At 41.6% G+C, this 17,724-nt stretch carries 16 protein-coding genes, 1 tRNA gene and 1 other RNA gene; 14 read left to right on the plus strand and 4 right to left on the minus strand.

All coding sequences use genetic code 11. The features are described 5' to 3' along the window. Positions 1-154: 154 nt before the first annotated feature. The 4 genes from HMPREF2613_RS02350 (at position 155) to trxB (ending at position 2,977) form a co-directional block, all read left to right on the plus strand. Positions 155-955: an amino acid ABC transporter permease gene (locus HMPREF2613_RS02350; protein WP_020901891.1), complete on the plus strand. Its 801-nt coding sequence runs from the start codon at positions 155-157 to the stop codon at positions 953-955. Continuing rightward, on the plus strand, positions 955-1,698 hold the full coding sequence (locus tag HMPREF2613_RS02355) for an amino acid ABC transporter ATP-binding protein (RefSeq protein WP_000590982.1): 744 nt from the start codon (positions 955-957) through the stop codon (positions 1,696-1,698). Before HMPREF2613_RS02350 ends, HMPREF2613_RS02355 begins: the two co-directional genes overlap by 1 nt. Positions 1,699-1,775: 77 nt before the next feature. Then, positions 1,776-2,000 carry a DUF4059 family protein gene (locus HMPREF2613_RS02360; RefSeq protein WP_000926599.1) on the plus strand — a complete coding sequence of 75 codons (225 nt, stop codon included), beginning with the start codon at positions 1,776-1,778 and terminating at the stop codon, positions 1,998-2,000. Positions 2,001-2,065: 65 nt separating this feature from the next. Continuing rightward, the gene (gene trxB / locus HMPREF2613_RS02365; protein ID WP_070478676.1) at positions 2,066-2,977 is read left to right on the plus strand and encodes a thioredoxin-disulfide reductase; all 912 of its coding nucleotides are present in this window, start codon (positions 2,066-2,068) and stop codon (positions 2,975-2,977) included. Positions 2,978-3,014: 37 nt separating this feature from the next. Here the strand turns inward: trxB and rlmB are convergent, their stop codons facing one another. Together rlmB and def are read right to left on the minus strand one after the other, a co-directional pair. Continuing rightward, the gene (gene rlmB, locus HMPREF2613_RS02370; RefSeq protein WP_070478679.1) at positions 3,015-3,743 is read right to left on the minus strand and encodes a 23S rRNA (guanosine(2251)-2'-O)-methyltransferase RlmB; all 729 of its coding nucleotides are present in this window, start codon (positions 3,741-3,743) and stop codon (positions 3,015-3,017) included. 44 nt (positions 3,744-3,787) lie between these two features. After that, the gene (gene def, locus HMPREF2613_RS02375; RefSeq protein ID WP_045611905.1) at positions 3,788-4,399 is read right to left on the minus strand and encodes a peptide deformylase; all 612 of its coding nucleotides are present in this window, start codon (positions 4,397-4,399) and stop codon (positions 3,788-3,790) included. A gap of 279 nt (positions 4,400-4,678) precedes the next feature. Here def and HMPREF2613_RS10855 point away from each other — a divergent pair, with 279 nt between their 5' ends. From HMPREF2613_RS10855 to HMPREF2613_RS02405, 5 genes are all read left to right on the plus strand, one after another. Then, the gene (locus HMPREF2613_RS10855) at positions 4,679-6,004 is read left to right on the plus strand and encodes a CapA family protein (protein WP_083279193.1); all 1,326 of its coding nucleotides are present in this window, start codon (positions 4,679-4,681) and stop codon (positions 6,002-6,004) included. Positions 6,005-6,025: 21 nt separating this feature from the next. Beyond that, positions 6,026-6,853 (plus strand): HAD family hydrolase, encoded by an 828-nt coding sequence (locus tag HMPREF2613_RS02390; RefSeq protein ID WP_070478681.1) that lies wholly within the window; start codon positions 6,026-6,028, stop codon positions 6,851-6,853. 1 nt (position 6,854) lies between these two features. After that, positions 6,855-7,490, plus strand: coding sequence for an SGNH/GDSL hydrolase family protein (locus tag HMPREF2613_RS02395; protein WP_070478683.1), 636 nt, complete (start codon positions 6,855-6,857; stop codon positions 7,488-7,490). Between the two features lie 61 nt (positions 7,491-7,551). Further along, positions 7,552-7,899, plus strand: a transfer-messenger RNA (tmRNA) gene (ssrA, locus tag HMPREF2613_RS02400). A 305-nt stretch (positions 7,900-8,204) separates the two neighbouring features. Continuing rightward, positions 8,205-9,539 carry an Nramp family divalent metal transporter gene (locus HMPREF2613_RS02405; RefSeq protein ID WP_004260041.1) on the plus strand — a complete coding sequence of 445 codons (1,335 nt, stop codon included), beginning with the start codon at positions 8,205-8,207 and terminating at the stop codon, positions 9,537-9,539. Between the two features lie 78 nt (positions 9,540-9,617). Here the strand turns inward: HMPREF2613_RS02405 and HMPREF2613_RS02410 are convergent. Further along, positions 9,618-9,705, minus strand: a tRNA-Ser gene (locus HMPREF2613_RS02410). Positions 9,706-9,866: 161 nt separating this feature from the next. On the opposite strand from HMPREF2613_RS02410, the gene HMPREF2613_RS02415 reads away from it, so the two are divergent. The 4 genes from HMPREF2613_RS02415 (at position 9,867) to HMPREF2613_RS02430 (ending at position 15,962) form a co-directional block, all read left to right on the plus strand. Continuing rightward, positions 9,867-10,607, plus strand: a complete 741-nt coding sequence (locus HMPREF2613_RS02415; protein ID WP_000920654.1) for a DeoR/GlpR family DNA-binding transcription regulator — start codon at positions 9,867-9,869, stop codon at positions 10,605-10,607. After that, positions 10,604-11,515 (plus strand): 1-phosphofructokinase, encoded by a 912-nt coding sequence (gene pfkB / locus HMPREF2613_RS02420; RefSeq protein WP_070478685.1) that lies wholly within the window; start codon positions 10,604-10,606, stop codon positions 11,513-11,515. The genes HMPREF2613_RS02415 and pfkB overlap by 4 nt, the downstream gene beginning before the upstream one ends. Further along, positions 11,512-13,464 carry a PTS fructose transporter subunit IIABC gene (locus HMPREF2613_RS02425; RefSeq protein ID WP_070478687.1) on the plus strand — a complete coding sequence of 651 codons (1,953 nt, stop codon included), beginning with the start codon at positions 11,512-11,514 and terminating at the stop codon, positions 13,462-13,464. The genes pfkB and HMPREF2613_RS02425 overlap by 4 nt, the downstream gene beginning before the upstream one ends. Before the next feature lie 194 nt (positions 13,465-13,658). Next, complete coding sequence (locus HMPREF2613_RS02430; RefSeq protein ID WP_083279194.1) at positions 13,659-15,962, plus strand: DNA translocase FtsK; 2,304 nt, start codon at positions 13,659-13,661, stop codon at positions 15,960-15,962. Between the two features lie 44 nt (positions 15,963-16,006). Here HMPREF2613_RS02430 and HMPREF2613_RS02435 read toward each other — a convergent pair whose 3' ends face one another. Next, on the minus strand, positions 16,007-16,438 hold the full coding sequence (locus HMPREF2613_RS02435; protein WP_070478691.1) for a DUF6556 family protein: 432 nt from the start codon (positions 16,436-16,438) through the stop codon (positions 16,007-16,009). A 138-nt stretch (positions 16,439-16,576) separates the two neighbouring features. On the opposite strand from HMPREF2613_RS02435, the gene HMPREF2613_RS02440 reads away from it, so the two are divergent. After that, complete coding sequence (locus HMPREF2613_RS02440) at positions 16,577-17,719, plus strand: cysteine desulfurase family protein (RefSeq protein WP_070478694.1); 1,143 nt, start codon at positions 16,577-16,579, stop codon at positions 17,717-17,719. Positions 17,720-17,724 lie beyond the last annotated feature (5 nt).

The following is a 17,724-nucleotide window of genomic DNA, read 5'->3' on the forward strand; positions in this document are numbered from 1 at the left end:
TTATCTATCTCTTTGATAGATAAAATATATAGCCTCCCTGTTTCAAAGTATGATAAACTAGTAGGTAGACAAAGTCTGTACCTGACCGTAGCAAATAATTTCATTGACGGCAGAAGTATGGTAGAATGAATCATTATCAGGAGAGGATGTTTTTATGAATGTTACAACGATTTTAGCATCAGATTGGTACCAAAACTTGATGCAATTGATTCCGGATGGCAAACTTTTTAGCTTGCGTTCGGTCTTTGATGGAATTCCGAGAATTGTCCAACAACTTCCAACAACGATTATGTTGACAATTGGTGGTGCTCTTTTTGGCTTGGTTTTGGCACTTCTTTTTGCCATTGTGAAAATCAATCGTGTCAAAATTTTATATCCCTTGCAGGCCTTCTTTGTTAGTTTCTTAAAAGGGACACCGATTTTGGTGCAACTCATGTTGACCTACTACGGAATCCCTTTGGCTTTGAAAGCTCTCAATCAGCAATGGGGAACTGGTTTCAATATCAATGCGATTCCAGCCGCTGCTTTTGCAATTGTTGCCTTTGCCTTTAATGAGGCAGCTTATGCTAGTGAAACTATTCGTGCAGCAATTCTCTCAGTCAATCCTGGTGAGATTGAGGCGGCACGCAGTCTGGGGATGACCCGAGCACAAGTTTATCGTCGCGTGATTATTCCAAATGCAGCTGTTGTGGCTACTCCAACTTTAATCAATTCCCTAATCGGATTGACCAAAGGGACTTCTCTAGCCTTCAGTGCGGGTGTTGTGGAAGTCTTTGCCCAAGCTCAGATTCTAGGTGGAGCTGATTATCGTTACTTTGAGCGATTCATCTCCGTTGCCCTTGTTTATTGGGTAGTCAATATTGGAATTGAAAGCCTCGGTCGTTTCATCGAGAGAAAAATGGCTATTTCTGCACCCGATACAGTGCAAACAGATGTGAAAGGAGACCTTCGTTAATGATTAAGATTTCGAATTTAAGCAAATCCTTTTCAGGACAGACTGTCTTGGATCATCTGAACTTGGATATTCAAAAAGGCGAAGTTGTAGCCTTGATTGGTTCTTCAGGAGCTGGAAAATCAACTTTTCTTCGTAGTCTCAATTATCTTGAAACACCTGACAGTGGCTCTATTCAGATTGATGATTTCTCAGTTGATTTTTCAAAAATCACTCAAGAAGAAATCCTTGCCTTACGCCGTAAGCTGTCCATGGTTTTCCAACAGTTTAATTTGTTTGAACGCCGCACAGCACTTGATAATGTGAAAGAAGGCTTGGTTGTTGTCAAGAAATTGTCTGATCAAGAAGCGACTAAGATTGCCAAGGAAGAGTTGGCTAAGGTTGGGCTTTCGGACCGTGAAAACCATTACCCTCGTCATTTATCAGGTGGACAAAAGCAACGGGTTGCCTTAGCGCGTGCGCTTGCTATGAAACCAGATGTCTTGCTCTTAGACGAACCAACTTCAGCCCTTGACCCAGAATTGGTCGGTGAAGTAGAGAAGTCTATTGCAGATGCTGCTAAGTCAGGTCAAACCATGATTTTGGTCAGTCATGACATGTCCTTTGTAGCCCAAGTGGCTGATAAGATTCTCTTCTTAGATAAGGGGAAAATCATCGAGTCTGGAACACCGGATGAGATTATCCACCATCCTAAAGAAGAGCGGACAAAAGAATTCTTTGCTAGTTACAAACGGACTTATATTTGATATAATAGATGAAGAAGAACTCAGTTAGCTGGACTAGCTGAGTTTACTCTTTAAAAAAGATAGAAATGAGAGAAATCATGCTACTGCAACTATTTTCTTTATATTTCGAGAGTTTGATCTTGACAACCATCCTCGTCCTGATTTTTTTAGGGATTTGGATTGGACTAAGAGCCATGTCGGGAGTTGATAAGACAGCCAAGGCTCGCCAAGCCCATCTCTATGATATGATTATGATTGGAGTCTTGGTTGTTCCAGTATTATCCTTTGCGGTTATGAGTTTAATTCTTGTTTTCAAGGCATAATCCTTGCATGATTGACAAGAAAGAGTTAGAATAAAGATAGTTACAACAAGAAAGAAGGAAACTATATGTACGATACTATTATTATCGGTGCTGGACCTGCAGGGATGACTGCCGCCTTATACGCTGCTCGAAGCAATCTAAAAGTAGCCTTGATTGAAGGTGGTCTGCCAGGTGGTCAGATGAATAATACATCGGATATCGAAAATTACCCTGGATACGTTAATATTAGTGGGCCAGAATTGGCTGAAAAGATGTTTGAACCGCTTGAAAATCTTGGTGTTGAGCACATTTATGGTTATGTTGAAAATGTAGAAGACCATGGTGATTTTAAGAAAGTGATGACCGATGACCAAACATATGAAACACGTACAGTTATCGTAGCAACTGGTTCTAAACACCGTCCTTTGGGAGTACCTGGAGAAGAAGAACTGAATAGTCGTGGTGTTTCTTACTGTGCCGTGTGTGATGGTGCTTTCTTCCGTGACCAAGATTTGTTGGTAGTTGGTGGCGGAGATTCAGCTGTTGAAGAAGCCCTCTTCTTGACTCGTTTTGCTAAGACTGTTACCATTGTTCATCGTCGTGACCAACTTCGTGCTCAAAAAGTTTTACAAGACCGCGCCTTTGCGAATGAGAAAATCAGCTTTATCTGGGATTCTGTAGTGAAGGAAATCAAGGGCGAAAACCGAGTAGAATCTGTCGTTTTTGAAAATGTGAAAACAGGTCAAGTGACAGAACAAGCCTTCGGTGGCGTCTTTATCTATGTTGGATTGGACCCTCTTAGCGATTTTGTTAAAGAATTAAATATTCAAGATCAGGCAGGCTGGATTGTGACAGACAACCACATGAAAACTGCAGTTGATGGTATCTTTGCCGTTGGAGATGTTCGCTTGAAAGACCTTCGCCAAGTAACAACTGCAGTTGGAGATGGAGCCATCGCCGGTCAAGAAGCTTACAAGTTTATCACCGAACATAGTTAATCATAAAAAGTTTCCAATCAGATGACTGGAAACTTTTTTATAGTCTATTTCGGAAAACTTCGTACATGAGAATTGCTGCAGCAACACTGGCATTGAGGCTTTGAACATGGCCATTCATAGGAATGGTAATCATTTCATCGACCTGTTTTTTGATGTTACTAGAGATGCCTTTTCCTTCATTTCCGATGATGAGGGCGATTTTCCCTTTTGTATTCCATTTATGGCAAGGAGTCCCATTCATATCCGTTCCAAAGGTCCAGAATCCTTCATCCTTGAGTTTGTTTAGAGTTTGACTTAGATTGGTCACTCGAGCGATTGGAACGTGCTCAATAGCACCTGTGGCCGTTTTGGCAACGACAGGAGTAACACCGACAGCACGGTGTTTGGGAATGATGACACCTGAAACATTGGTTGCATCGGCGGTTCTTAAGATGGAGCCTAAGTTGTGAGGGTCAGTTAACCCGTCCAGGATTAATAGCAAAGGATTTTCTTCTTGACGCGTTTGGGCAAGAATGTGATCTAGCTCGCTATAGGCAAATTCAGATACTCGTAGAACAAAACCTTGGTGGACAGCACCTTCAGTCATCTCAGAGAGGGATTTTTTTGAGGTCCAAGAAATGGACACCTTCTTTTCTGTAGCCAGTTCCTTGACTTTCTCAACATTCTTACCTCGGAGATCTTCTTGGAGGTAGAGTTTGTTTCCTGTGTTTGCAAGGAGAGCTTCGGTAACGGCGTGGACGCCATAGACAATATCATTTGTTTTCATGCCTCTATTATAACACAAAACCCCGTCTTGCAACGGGATTTTCTTTATTCCAGAATCAGTAAACCATCTTTAACTTCAAATGGGTCTTTTTCATTGATGCGATCGTAAAACATGATTCCGTTAATGTGGTCAATTTCATGCTGAACAACGATGGAGTTGTAGCCTTTGAGCTTGATACGGTGTTTTTCTCCATCCTTGTCAAAGTAGTCAACAGTAACGCGGGCATGGCGAACTACATAGCCAGGCACGTTGCGGTCAACAGAGAGGCAGCCTTCTCCTTCACCAAGAGCAGCGTCTTGAACAGAGTGAGAGACGATTTTTGGATTGTACATAATGGCTTGCAAGTCGTAGGCTTCCTGTGGAGTTTCGCCTTCTTCGACAATGTTTGGCACCAAAACAGCGATAATACGTTTTGAGATATCTAATTGAGGAGCAGCAAGTCCAACCCCACCGCGGAGTCCCATCTTTTCAGCCATGACAGGATCTTGGGAATGTTTCAGGAATTGCATCATCTTTTCGCCTAGGATGATTTCCTGGTCAGACAAGGGGAAAGTGACTTCCTCAGCAACTGCGCGTAGAGTAGGATTCCCTTCGCGGATAATATCGTTCATATCAATTAAGTGAGCAGCTTTTGTAATACGTTCTATTGCAGACATTTTCTCTCCTTTCATTACCTCTACATGATATCACAAAATGACAAGGAATGAAAGCATTACAGCCTTTAGGATTTATAGAAAATAGATAGAAGTTCAATTCATACTCAATGAAAATCAAAGAGCAAACTAGGAAGCTAGCCGCAGGTTGTACTTGAGTACGGTAAGGCGACGCTGACGTGGTTTGAATTTGATTTTTGAAGAGTATCAATTGTGAAAGAATTACTTATCTGTGATATAATAAAAAGAAAAGGCTTGCATTAGAAAGTAGGGAGGGTGAAGATGCAAAGAAGACAAGATAGACATAAACGTGGACCAGTTTTTCGTTTTATGAGGGTTTTTGTAAACTTTTTTAGGAGTTACCGCAAGTGGAGTAATAAGGGATTTGTGGCGATACTCTTGCTAGCAGTTGCTTTATCAATGGGTTTGGTCTTGTTGTTTGAAAGCTTCCAAGGAATCCCCTTGACCAGTCAAAAAAAGGATGCCATTTCTCAAGAAGCAAATAAGACGAATAAAAATGCTAAAGATCAGGAAGAAGAAACAAGTGCTCGTATCATGGCCCATGGAGATTTACTTTACCATGATATTATCTATATGTCAGCTAAAAAGGAAGATGGCAGCTATGATTTTCATGAGAATTTTGAATACGTAACTCCTTGGCTTAAGCAGGCAGATTTGGCTATAGGTGATTTTGAAGGGACCATTAATAAAGATCATTATCTAGCTGGCTATCCTTTATTTAATGCTCCCGGTCAAGTAATGGATGCTATTAAAGATGCTGGGTATCATGTTTTAGATCTAGCTCATAATCATATTTTAGATTCTCAAATTGAAGGAGTTATTTCAACGGCAGATGCAATTGAAAAGGCAGGAATGACACCTATTGGAGTTTATACGCACGAGTCACGTGATCAAGCTCCGCTCGTTATCAAGGAAGTGAACGGTATCAAGGTTGCACTTTTGGCTTATTCTTATGGATTTAATGGAATTGAGCAAAGTATTTCTCAAGAAGACTATAACCGCTATCTTTCAGACCTAAACGAAGATAAGATGAAGGCTGAAATTGAGCGTGCAGAGAAGGAAGCGGACATTACTGTTATCATGCCTCAGATGGGTGTGGAGTATCGTATAGAACCTACTGAAGAGCAAAAGGCTTTGTACCACAAGATGATTGATTGGGGAGCGGATATTATCTTTGGAGGCCATCCACACGTAGTTGAGCCATCTGAAATTGTTGAAAAAGATGGAGACAAGAAACTCATTATCTATTCAATGGGGAACTTTATTTCTAACCAACGTATTGAAACAATGACTGGTGTAGACAATGCGAAGTGGACTGAGCGTGGTGTTCTTATGGATGTAACTGTCAAGAAAAAAGGTGGAAAAACAACTATAGAAACAGCTAAAGCTCATCCTACTTGGGTCAATCGAACACCAAAGGGAACCTTTTCACCAGAAGGATATCCCTTATATCATTACCAAACCTATATCCTAGAAGACTTTATTGAGGGTGGTAGTCATCGTGATCAATTAGATGAAGCGACTAAGGAACGAATTGATGCAGCCTATAAAGAAATGAATGAACATGTAGGGTTGAAGTGGGATTAGCTTGAATTCAGAGGGAATTAAATGACGATTAAAGTAATTGCGACAGATATGGATGGGACCTTGCTGGATGCTAGAGGCCAGCTTGATCTTCCACGCTTGGAAAAGATTTTAGATCAGTTGGATCAAAGGGGTATTCGTTTTGTCATCGCGACGGGCAATGAAATTCACCGCATGAGACAACTATTGGGCCACTTGGTAGATCGAGTGGTTCTGGTTGTTGCCAATGGTGCTCGTATTTTTGAAAACAATGAATTGATTCAGGCACAGACTTGGGATGATGCCATTGTCGATAAGGCTTTGGCTCATTTCAAGGGCCGAGCGTGTCAGGATCAGTTTGTTGTAACGGGGATGAAGGGTGGTTTCGTCAAAGAAGGTACGATTTTTACAGACCTTGAAAGTTTTATGACTCCAGAAATGATTGAAAAATTCTACCAAGGGATGCAATTTGTGGATGAGTTAACCTCTGACCTCTTTGGTGGTGTGCTCAAGATGAGTATGGTTGTTGGTGAGGAACGGTTGAATTCGGTCTTGGAAGAAATCAATGATCTCTTTGATGGCCGTGTTCGGGCTGTATCGAGCGGCTATGGTTGCATTGATATCCTTCAAGCTGGAATTCATAAAGCATGGGGCTTGGAAGAATTACTCAAGCGCTGGGACTTGAACCCCCAACAAATCATGGCTTTTGGTGACAGTGAAAATGATGTTGAAATGCTTGAAATGGCTGGAATTGCCTATGCGATGGAAAATGCTGATGATAAAGCCAAAGCTGTGGCTACTGCTCTAGCGCCAGCCAATAGCCAAGGAGGAGTTTATCAAATCTTGGAAAACTGGTTAGAAAAAGGAGAATGAAGTGGCAGTACAGTTATTAGAAAATTGGTTACTAAAGGAACAAGAAAAAATCCAAACCAAGTATCGTCACTTAAATCAGGTTTCTGTTGTAGAGCCAGACATTCTTTTTATTGGGGATTCTATTGTCGAATATTATCCTCTGCAGGAACTATTTGGGACTTCGAAGACGATTGTCAATCGAGGCATTCGAGGGTATCAGACAGGGCTGTTATTAGAAAATCTAGATGCGCATCTGTACGGTGGGGCAGTAGATAAAATTGTCCTTTTGATTGGGACAAATGATATCGGAAAAGATGTGCCTGTGAATGAGGCTCTCAATAACCTCGAAGCTATCATACAATCCATTGCTCGCGATTATCCATTGACTGAGATTAAATTGCTTTCTATTTTGCCAGTCAATGAGGGAGAGGAGTACAAGCAGATAGTCTATATCCGCACGAATGAAAAAATCCAGAAATGGAATCAAGCCTATCGAGAGCTTGCTTCAGCCTATATGCAGGTAGAATTTGTGCCAGTTTTTGATAGTTTGACAGACCAAGTAGGTCAACTCAAAAAAGAATATACAACTGATGGACTGCATCTCAGTGTTGCTGGTTATCAGATTTTGACAAAATCTTTGAAAGACTATCTTTTGTAGTTAATTGCTTTCCTTTTTGCATTTTTGAGTTAGATAAGGTATAATGGTTTTGTTGTCTTTTGGGGTCGTTACGGATTCGACAGGCATTATGAGGCATATTTTGCGACTCGTGTGGCGACGTAAACGCTCAGTTAAATATAACTGCAAAAAATAACACTTCTTACGCTCTAGCTGCCTAAAAACCAGCAGGCGTGACCCGATTTGGATTGCTCGTGTTCAATGACAGGTCTTATTATTAGCGAGATACGATCAAACTTTGTCTAGAAGTTTGGTAAGAGATTTATAGGCTCGCAGTTCCTAGGCTTGAGTTATGTGTCGAGGAGCTGTTAAAACAATACATAACCTATGGTTGTAGACAAATATGTTAGCAGGTGTTTGGACGTGGGTTCGACTCCCACCGGCTCCATTGATAATTTACATTGTTTTGTAAATCTTTCTAAAACGTTGTTTTTACAACGTTTTTTATTTTATTCTTTGGTATTCTTTTGCAAAAAAAGAATACAACATTTTGTTGTATCCTAAATATTAAAGTAAGTCCTGAATTTTCTTAAGTTTTTATCATATTTTCTGTTATAATTAAGGTGCCTTAAGAAAAATAATGAAAAAACTAAATGTTTTTCATATAGTTTTCATTGTTTTAATAGTTTAAAGTCAATCTTATTTTTCTCTAATAGAAAATAATGAAAAAGTAGGTTTAGAAAGAGGTAAGTATCTATGTCTTCTCATAAAAAAGTGTCACTCTCTGAGATTAATCAATCTATCGATACTCCAAATAACAATCATTTCTGGCAAAATTTAAAGGCCTTCTTGGGTCCGGGTGCTCTTGTCGCAGTTGGTTATATGGATCCAGGAAACTGGATTACCAGTGTAGTCGGTGGTGCTTCCTATAAGTATAGTCTCTTGTTTGTTATCTTGATTTCATCTCTCATTGCCATGCAACTTCAGCAGATGGCAGGAAAGCTTGGTATTGTAACCCAGATGGACCTGGCTCAAGCAACGGCTCATCATTCACCTAAATGGCTTCGTTATAGTCTATGGGTGATTTTAGAATTAGCCTTGATGGCGACAGATCTGGCAGAAGTTCTAGGTTCAGCGATTGCTCTCAATCTTCTCTTTAAGATTCCGATTATGATAGCAATTCTCTTGACCGTGTTGGATGTTTTTCTCTTATTGCTTCTGATGAAATTTGGCTTTAAGAAGATTGAAGCTATTGTGACAACACTGATTTTAACCATTCTAGCAATTTTTACCTATCTGGTAGCTTTGTCACATCCAAGCTTCCAAGGAATCGTTGAGGGTTATCTACCGAATGCAACCTTATTTGAAAGTCCCTTGCCAGGGCATGAAAGTCAATTAACCTTGGCACTAGGGATCGTGGGAGCAACGGTTATGCCCCATAACCTCTATTTGCATTCTTCCTTGTCACAAACTCGGAAAATCAATCACAAGGACAAGAATGATGTTCGAAAAGCCGTGCGCTTTATGACCTGGGATTCAAATCTCCAATTATCCTTGGCCTTTGTGGTTAACTCCCTTCTATTAATTCTCGGGGCGGCTCTCTTTTTCGGCCATGCATCTGAGATTTCTGCCTTCTCTCAAATGTATAATGCCTTGCAGGATTCTACTATTGCAGGAGCTATAGCTAGCTCGACCTTATCAACCTTGTTTGCCTTGGCTTTATTAGCCAGTGGTCAAAATTCGACAATTACGGGTACCTTGACTGGACAAATCGTTATGGAAGGTTTCTTGCATATGAGATTACCTCAATGGTTCATTCGTTTGGCAACTCGTCTCTTTGCCTTGTTGCCTGTCATGATTGTAGCGGTTCTGTTTGGTCATCAGGAAAAAACATTAGATCAGTTATTGGTTTATTCACAAGTCTTTCTTTCGATTGCTCTTCCATTTTCAATCTTCCCACTGATTTATCTAACTTCTAAGAAATCACTGATGGGAGAATTTACCAATGCCAAATGGAATACCATCCTTGGCTATATCGTTTCCATTATCTTAACAATTCTCAATGTGAAATTGTTATTTGATATTTTCTAAGAAATTCACCCGAGTTATAAAACAAGCATATAAGAAAAAAGATACCCAAGATTTCTTGGGTATCTTTTTTAAAATAAACGGAAGACATGGGATTCGAACCCACGCACGCTGTTACACGCCTACCGCGTTTCCAACACGGCCTCTTAAGCCTCTTGAGTAATCTTCCAATACTTACTCAAATAGTCTACCATAAAGGCCCTTATCTTGCAATAAAAATTCTAGAAATAAGGAAAATGATAGATTTTGAAAGAAAATGATAAAAAATGCTTGACTTTTAAATAAAGTGTGATAGAATGAATAGTGTAAACGATAACAGGAGGTGATTCGGTGTTAAAAACAGAGCGGAAGCAACTGATTTTAGAGGAGTTAAATCAACATCATGTAGTTTCTCTAGAAAAATTAGTTAGTTTGCTAGAGACCTCAGAATCAACGGTTCGAAGAGATTTGGATGAGTTGGAAGCGGAAAACAAGCTTCGTCGCGTACATGGTGGAGCAGAATTGCCTCACTCTTTGCAGGAAGAAGAAACCATTCAAGAAAAATCTGTCAAAAACCTTCAAGAGAAGAAGTTGCTGGCTCAGAAAGCAGCCTCTCTCATCAAGGAACAAGATGTCATCTTTATCGATGCTGGAACAACAACTGCTTTTTTGATTCATGAATTGGTCAATAAGAATGTTACAGTCGTGACCAACTCGATTCACCATGCCGCACAGTTGGTTGAAAAGCAGATTCCAACTGTCATGGTTGGAGGAAGTGTCAAGATGGCAACAGATGCTAGCATCGGGGGCGTTGCTCTTAACCAGATTAACCAATTGCACTTTGATCGTGCCTTTATCGGGATGAATGGTGTGGACGATGGCTATTATACAACTCCTGATATGGAAGAGGGTGCTGTGAAGCGCGCTATTTTAGAGAATGCCAAACAGACCTATGTCTTGGTTGATTCGTCAAAAATTGGACAAACTTGCTTTGCCAAGGTAGCACCACTCAAACGAGCTATTGTTATCACAAGTCAAGGGCATGAGCTCTTGCAGGCTATTAAGGAGAAAACGGAGGTAATAGAAGTATGATTTATACAGTCACACTCAATCCATCCATTGACTATATCGTTCGCTTGGACCAAATTCAAGTCGGTAGGGTCAATCGAATGGACAGTGATGATAAGTTTGCTGGTGGGAAAGGAATCAATGTCAGTCGTGTCTTGAAACGTTTGGGTATTCCCAATACAGCGACCGGATTTATCGGAGGCTTTACTGGTAAATTTATCACAGATACTTTGGCTGATGAAGCAATCGAGACACGTTTTGTCCAAGTGGCAGAAGATACTCGTATCAATGTTAAAATCAAAGCAGACCAAGAAACAGAAATCAATGGGACTGGTCCAACTGTTGAGCCGGCACAGCTAGAAGAATTGAAAGCTATTTTATCTAGTCTGACTGCAGATGATACGGTTGTATTTGCAGGTTCAAGTGCTAAGAATCTAGGAAATGTCATCTACAAGGATTTGATTGCCTTGACACGCCAGACTGGTGCGCAGGTGGTTTGTGACTTTGAAGGACAGACATTGATTGATAGTTTGGATTACCAGCCACTTTTGGTTAAACCAAACAATCATGAACTTGGAGCGATTTTTGGGGTTAAACTCGAAAGTTTGGACCAAATTGAGAAATACGCTCGTGAGTTACTGGCTAAAGGTGCTCAAAACGTGATTATCTCTATGGCTGGTGACGGTGCCCTTCTTGTCACTTCTGAGGGTGCTTACTTCGCTAAACCAATCAAGGGAACAGTCAAAAATTCAGTTGGAGCTGGTGATTCTATGGTTGCCGGATTCACAGGTGAATTTGTCAAATCAAAAGACGCAGTAGAAGCCTTCAAATGGGGAGTGGCTTGCGGAACGGCAACTACCTTCTCAGATGATTTGGCAACGGCGGAATTTATTAAAGAAACATATGAAAAAGTTGAGGTAGAAAAACGATGAAAATTCAAGACCTATTGAGAAAAGATGTTATGTTGCTGGATCTGCAAGCAACTGAAAAAACTGCTGTCATCGAAGAGATGATTAAAAGCTTGACAGACCACGGTTATGTGACAGATTTTGAAACCTTTAAAGAAGGCATTTTGGCGCGTGAAGCTTTGACTTCTACAGGTTTGGGTGATGGTATCGCAATGCCTCACAGCAAAAATGCTGCTGTCAAAGAAGCGACTGTTCTTTTTGCTAAGTCAAATAAGGGAGTTGACTATGAGAGTCTGGATGGGCAACCTACTGACCTCTTCTTCATGATTGCTGCTCCAGAAGGTGCAAATGACACTCACTTGGCAGCCTTGGCAGAATTGTCTCAATACTTGATGAAGGATGGTTTTGCAGACAAATTGCGTCAAGCAACATCTGCTAACCAAGTTATCGAACTTTTTGACCAAGCTTCAGAAAAAAATGAGGAGCTTGTTCAAGTGCCTGTTAATGGCTCTGGTGACTTTATCGTTGCTGTTACAGCTTGTACGACAGGTATCGCCCACACTTACATGGCCCAAGAAGCCCTTCAAAAAGTAGCTGCTGAAATGGGTGTTGGAATCAAGGTTGAAACCAACGGTGCTAGCGGTGTTGGAAACCAACTAACTGCTGAGGACATCCGCAAGGCTAAAGCTGTTATCATCGCTGCAGACAAGGCGGTTGAGATGGATCGTTTCGATGGCAAACCATTGATCAATCGTCCAGTTGCTGACGGTATCCGTAAAACAGAAGAATTGATTAACTTGGCTCTTTCAGGAGATGCTGAAGTCTACCGTGCTGCTAATGGAGCAAAAGCTTCAACAGCAAGCAACGAAAAACAAAGCCTCGGTGGTGCCTTCTACAAACACTTGATGAGTGGTGTTTCTCAAATGTTGCCATTCGTAATCGGCGGTGGTATCATGATTGCCCTTGCCTTCTTAATTGACGGTGCTTTGGGTGTTCCAAATGAAAATCTTGGTAATCTTGGTTCCTACCATGAACTAGCTTCTATGTTCATGAAAATTGGTGGTGCAGCCTTTGGCTTGATGCTCCCAGTCTTTGCAGGTTATGTTGCCTACTCTATCGCTGAAAAACCAGGTTTGGTAGCAGGTTTCGTGGCTGGTGCTATTGCTAAAGAAGGTTTTGCCTTTGGTAAAATTCCTTATGCTGCAGGTGGTGAAGCAACTTCAACTCTTGCAGGTGTCTCATCTGGTTTCCTAGGTGCCCTTGTTGGTGGATTTATAGCAGGTGCCTTGGTTATTGCTATCAAGAAATACGTTAAAGTCCCTCGTTCACTTGAAGGTGCAAAATCAATCCTTCTCTTGCCACTTCTTGGGACAATCTTGACAGGATTTGTCATGCTAGCTGTTAACATCCCGATGGCAGCAATCAACACTGCTATGAATGACTTCCTAGGCGGTCTTGGAGGTGGTTCAGCTGTCCTTCTCGGTATCGTCCTTGGTGGAATGATGGCTGTTGACATGGGTGGACCAGTTAACAAAGCGGCTTATGTATTTGGTACAGGTACGCTTGCAGCGACTGTTTCTTCAGGTGGTTCTGTGGCTATGGCAGCAGTTATGGCTGGAGGAATGGTACCACCACTTGCAATCTTTGTCGCAACTCTTCTCTTTAAAGACAAATTTACTAAGGAAGAACGCAACTCTGGTTTGACAAACATCATCATGGGCTTGTCATTTATCACTGAGGGAGCGATTCCGTTTGGTGCAGCTGACCCAGCTCGTGCGATCCCAAGCTTCATCCTTGGTTCAGCAGTAGCAGGTGGACTCGTTGGTCTTACTGGTATCAAACTAATGGCGCCACACGGAGGAATCTTCGTTATCGCCCTTACTTCTAATGCTCTTCTTTACCTCGTGTCTGTCTTGGTAGGAGCAATCGTAAGTGGTGTGGTTTATGGTTATCTACGTAAACCCCAAGCATAAAACTTATACTCTTCGAAAATCAAATTCAAACCACGTCAGCGTCGCCTTACCGTACTCAAGTACAGCCTGCGGCTAGCTTCCTAGTTTGCTCTTTGATTTTCATTGAGTATTAGATATAAAATGAAAAGATTGGACCGCTTGGTGCAGTCTTTTTCTCTTTCCGAAATGCTTGTGAAATATGGTATAATAGAAGAATGGCAAACAAGAATACAAGTAAAACAAGACGGAGACCGTCTAAAGCAGAACTCGAAAGAAAAGAAGCGATTCAACGAATGTTGATTTCGTTGGGAATCGCGCTTTTATTGATTTTCGCAGCCTTCAAATTAGGGGCTGCAGGTATCACCCTTTACAATCTAATTCGCTTGCTGGTGGGTAGCCTAGCTTATCTGGCAATATTTGGTATCCTGGTCTATCTCTTCTTCTTCAAGTGGATACGAAAACAGGAAGGACTCTTATCTGGATTTTTCACCATATTTGCTGGCCTGCTCTTGATTTTTGAGGCCTACTTAGTTTGGAAATATGGTTTGGATAAGTCGGTACTAAAAGGGACCATGGCTCAGGTTGTGACGGATTTAACAGGTTTTCGAACGACCAGCTTTGCTGGAGGGGGCTTGATTGGGGTCGCTCTTTATATTCCAACTGCCTTTCTCTTCTCAAATATCGGTACTTACTTTATTGGTTCTATCTTGATTTTAGTGGGTGCTCTCCTAGTCAGTCCTTGGTCTGTTTACGATATTGCGGAATTTTTCAGTAGAGGCTTTGCCAAATGGCGGGAAGGGCATGAGCGTCGAAAAGAGGAACGCCTTGTCAAACAAGAAGAAAAAGCTCGCCAAAAGGCTGAGGAAGAGGCTAGATTAGAAAAAGAAGAGGCTGAAAAAGCCTTACTCGATATGCCTCCTGTTGATATGGAAACGGGTGAAATTCTGACAGAAGATGTTGTGCTTGATGTTCCGCCTGTTCCGGAAGAAGAGTGGGTAGAACCAGAAATCATCCTGCCTCAAGCTGAACATGAATTCGCTGAACAGGAAGATGGCTCTGATGACGAAGATGTTCAGGTTGATTTTTCAGCAAAGGAAGCCCTCGAATACAAACTTCCAAGCTTACAACTCTTTGCCCCTGATAAACCTAAAGACCAGTCTAAAGAAAAGAAAATCGTTCGTGAAAACATCAAAATCCTAGAAGAAACCTTTGCTAGCTTTGGTATCAAGGTAACGGTTGAACGGGCTGAAATTGGGCCGTCAGTGACCAAGTATGAAGTCAAGCCAGCAGTCGGTGTAAGGGTCAACCGCATTTCCAATCTAGCAGATGACCTCGCTCTAGCCTTGGCAGCCAAGGATGTCCGAATCGAAGCACCTATCCCAGGGAAATCCCTAGTCGGAATCGAAGTACCCAACTCTGAGATTGCTACTGTGTCCTTCCGCGAACTATGGGAACAATCTCAAACAAAAGCAGAAAATCTCTTGGAAATTCCTTTAGGAAAGGCTGTTAATGGCACCGCAAGAGCTTTTGACCTTTCTAAAATGCCTCACTTGCTAGTTGCAGGTTCAACGGGTTCAGGGAAGTCAGTAGCAGTTAACGGCATTATTGCTAGCATCCTCATGAAGGCGAGACCTGACCAAGTTAAATTTATGATGGTTGACCCCAAGATGGTTGAGTTGTCTGTTTACAATGACATTCCCCACCTCTTGATTCCAGTTGTGACCAATCCACGCAAAGCCAGTAAGGCTCTGCAAAAGGTTGTGGATGAAATGGAAAATCGTTATGAACTCTTTGCCAAGGTAGGAGTTCGGAATATTGCAGGCTTTAATGCCAAGGTAGAAGAGTTCAATGCCCAGTCTGAGTACAAGCAAATTCCGCTACCGCTTATTGTCGTGATTGTGGATGAGTTGGCTGACCTTATGATGGTGGCCAGCAAGGAAGTGGAAGATGCCATCATTCGTCTTGGGCAGAAGGCGCGGGCTGCAGGTATCCACATGATTCTTGCAACCCAGCGTCCATCCGTTGATGTCATCTCTGGTCTGATCAAGGCCAATGTCCCATCTCGAGTGGCTTTTGCGGTATCATCAGGTACAGACTCGCGCACCATCTTGGATGAAAATGGAGCTGAGAAACTGCTTGGTCGAGGAGATATGCTCTTTAAACCAATCGATGAAAATCATCCAGTTCGTCTCCAAGGATCCTTTATCTCGGATGATGATGTTGAACGCATCGTAAACTTTATCAAGGCTCAGGCAGATGCGGACTACGATGAGAGTTTTGATCCAGGTGAGGTTTCTGAAAATGAAGGAGAATTTTCAGATGGTGAATCTGGTGGTGACCCGCTCTTTGAAGAAGCCAAGGCTTTGGTCATTGAGACCCAGAAAGCCAGCGCATCTATGATTCAGCGTCGTTTGTCAGTTGGATTTAATCGTGCGACCCGTCTCATGGAAGAGCTTGAGATAGCAGGTGTCATTGGTCCAGCTGAAGGTACCAAACCAAGAAAAGTTTTACAACAATAAAAAAATAGCTTCTTTCCAAGTTTGGAGGGAAGCTATTTTACTGGCTATTGATTACTTTTATTTTCTGAAGTTGGAGTATTATTGGACTGTTTTTCATTATCAGCGGCAGGTTTACTTGGAGTAGGAGTAGAAGAATCCTGAGTTGCTGCTTTCTGCTCTTCTTTTTTCTCTTCCTTGACGCTAGCTTTTGGTGTTTCCTCTTGCTGTGTTTTTTCTTGAGAAGTGTTATTTTCTTTATTGGGACTAGTATTTTCCTGAGGGGATTCCTTTTGAATTTCTTTGACAATTGTTGTCGTCTGGCTTGTCGTAGGTTCTTTTTTAGTATTTTTGTTATTATCCAAGGCGTTCATGATAGTGATACTTGCGGTAATTAAGCCAAGGATACTACCGATAGTAGCAACGGTTTTTTGAAAGACTGTGAAGCCTTTTTTGATGTGTTCTGTTTTTGGTTTTGAAGTTCTACGATAATTAGACATACATTCTCTCCTTTAATTAAAGTTTATTATACCGCATTTCTTTAAAAAAATCTTAAAAAAAGAGGAATTGCCCTTTCTTGTCGCAAGCTCCGTTTCATGATACAATAGAAGGAGTGATTTTAGAAAGTGTGAGAAAACATGATTTACTTTGATAATTCGGCGACGACCAAGCCTTATCCTGAAGCTCTTGAAACCTATATGCAGGTGGCTTCAAAAATTTTAGGAAACCCATCTAGTCTCCATCGTTTGGGAGACCAGGCAACACGAATCTTAGATGCTTCTCGCCAACAGATTGCAGATTTAATCGGTAAGAAAAGCGATGAAATCTTCTTTACTTCTGGTGGGACAGAAGGAGATAACTGGGTCATCAAGGGTGTGACCTTTGAAAAGGCTCAGTTTGGAAAACACATCATTGTATCAGCCATTGAACATCCGGCAGTCAAAGAGTCAGCCCTCTGGTTGAAAAGTCAAGGATTTGAAGTAGATTTTGCTCCAGTTGATAACAAAGGATTTGTAGATGTTGAAGCGTTATCAGATTTGATAAGACCTGATACGACCCTCGTTTCCGTCATGGCTGTGAACAATGAAATCGGCTCGATTCAACCTATTCAAGCTATTTCAGAACTATTGGCAGACAAGCCAACTATTTCCTTCCACGTTGATGCGGTTCAGGCACTTGCCAAGATTCCGACTGAAAAGTATCTGACAGAACGAGTGGATTTTGCGACTTTCTCTAGTCACAAGTTTCACGGAGTTCGAGGTGTTGGATTTGTCTATATCAAGTCTGGCAAGAAGATTACGCCTCTGTTGACTGGTGGTGGTCAGGAGCGTGATTATCGTTCAACAACTGAAAATGTGGCAGGAATTGCAGCGACAGCCAAGGCTCTCCGTTTGTCTATGGAAAAGCTAGGTTTCTTTACTAGCAAGACTGGGCAGATGAAGGCAGTGATTCGCCAAGCCCTTCTGGACTATCCAGATATTTTTGTCTTTTCAGATGAGGAAGACTTTGCCCCTCATATTCTGACTTTTGGAATCAAGGGTGTTCGTGGTGAAGTCATCGTTCACGCCTTTGAAGACTATGATATTTTTATCTCAACGACCTCTGCTTGTTCGTCAAAGGCAGGAAAACCAGCCGGAACCCTGATTGCTATGGGAGTGGACAAGGATAAGGCTCAGTCAGCTGTGCGTTTAAGCCTAGACCTTGAAAATGATATGAGTCAGGTCGAGCAGTTTTTGACCAAGTTAAAATTAATTTACAATCAAACTAGAAAAGTAAGATAGGAGCA

Origin of the sequence: Streptococcus sp. HMSC070B10 (genome assembly GCF_001808665.1) — a bacterium.
Lineage (GTDB): Bacteria > Bacillota > Bacilli > Lactobacillales > Streptococcaceae > Streptococcus.

Bases quoted from the DNA above. Each gene is read 5' to 3' on its own strand.
- pfkB (WP_070478685.1), top strand. From the start codon at position 10,604: ATGATTTATACAGTCACACTCAATCCATCCATTGACTATATCGTTCGC.
- HMPREF2613_RS02430 (WP_083279194.1), top strand. From the start codon at position 13,659: ATGGCAAACAAGAATACAAGTAAAACAAGACGGAGACCGTCTAAAGCA.
- def (WP_045611905.1), bottom strand. From the start codon at position 4,399: ATGTCTGCAATAGAACGTATTACAAAAGCTGCTCACTTAATTGATATG.
- HMPREF2613_RS02440 (WP_070478694.1), top strand. From the start codon at position 16,577: ATGATTTACTTTGATAATTCGGCGACGACCAAGCCTTATCCTGAAGCT.
- HMPREF2613_RS02350 (WP_020901891.1), top strand. From the start codon at position 155: ATGAATGTTACAACGATTTTAGCATCAGATTGGTACCAAAACTTGATG.
- HMPREF2613_RS02405 (WP_004260041.1), top strand. From the start codon at position 8,205: ATGTCTTCTCATAAAAAAGTGTCACTCTCTGAGATTAATCAATCTATC.
- HMPREF2613_RS02435 (WP_070478691.1), bottom strand. From the start codon at position 16,438: ATGTCTAATTATCGTAGAACTTCAAAACCAAAAACAGAACACATCAAA.
- HMPREF2613_RS02355 (WP_000590982.1), top strand. From the start codon at position 955: ATGATTAAGATTTCGAATTTAAGCAAATCCTTTTCAGGACAGACTGTC.
- HMPREF2613_RS02390 (WP_070478681.1), top strand. From the start codon at position 6,026: ATGACGATTAAAGTAATTGCGACAGATATGGATGGGACCTTGCTGGAT.
- HMPREF2613_RS02425 (WP_070478687.1), top strand. From the start codon at position 11,512: ATGAAAATTCAAGACCTATTGAGAAAAGATGTTATGTTGCTGGATCTG.
- HMPREF2613_RS02360 (WP_000926599.1), top strand. From the start codon at position 1,776: ATGCTACTGCAACTATTTTCTTTATATTTCGAGAGTTTGATCTTGACA.
- rlmB (WP_070478679.1), bottom strand. From the start codon at position 3,743: ATGAAAACAAATGATATTGTCTATGGCGTCCACGCCGTTACCGAAGCT.
- trxB (WP_070478676.1), top strand. From the start codon at position 2,066: ATGTACGATACTATTATTATCGGTGCTGGACCTGCAGGGATGACTGCC.
- HMPREF2613_RS10855 (WP_083279193.1), top strand. From the start codon at position 4,679: ATGCAAAGAAGACAAGATAGACATAAACGTGGACCAGTTTTTCGTTTT.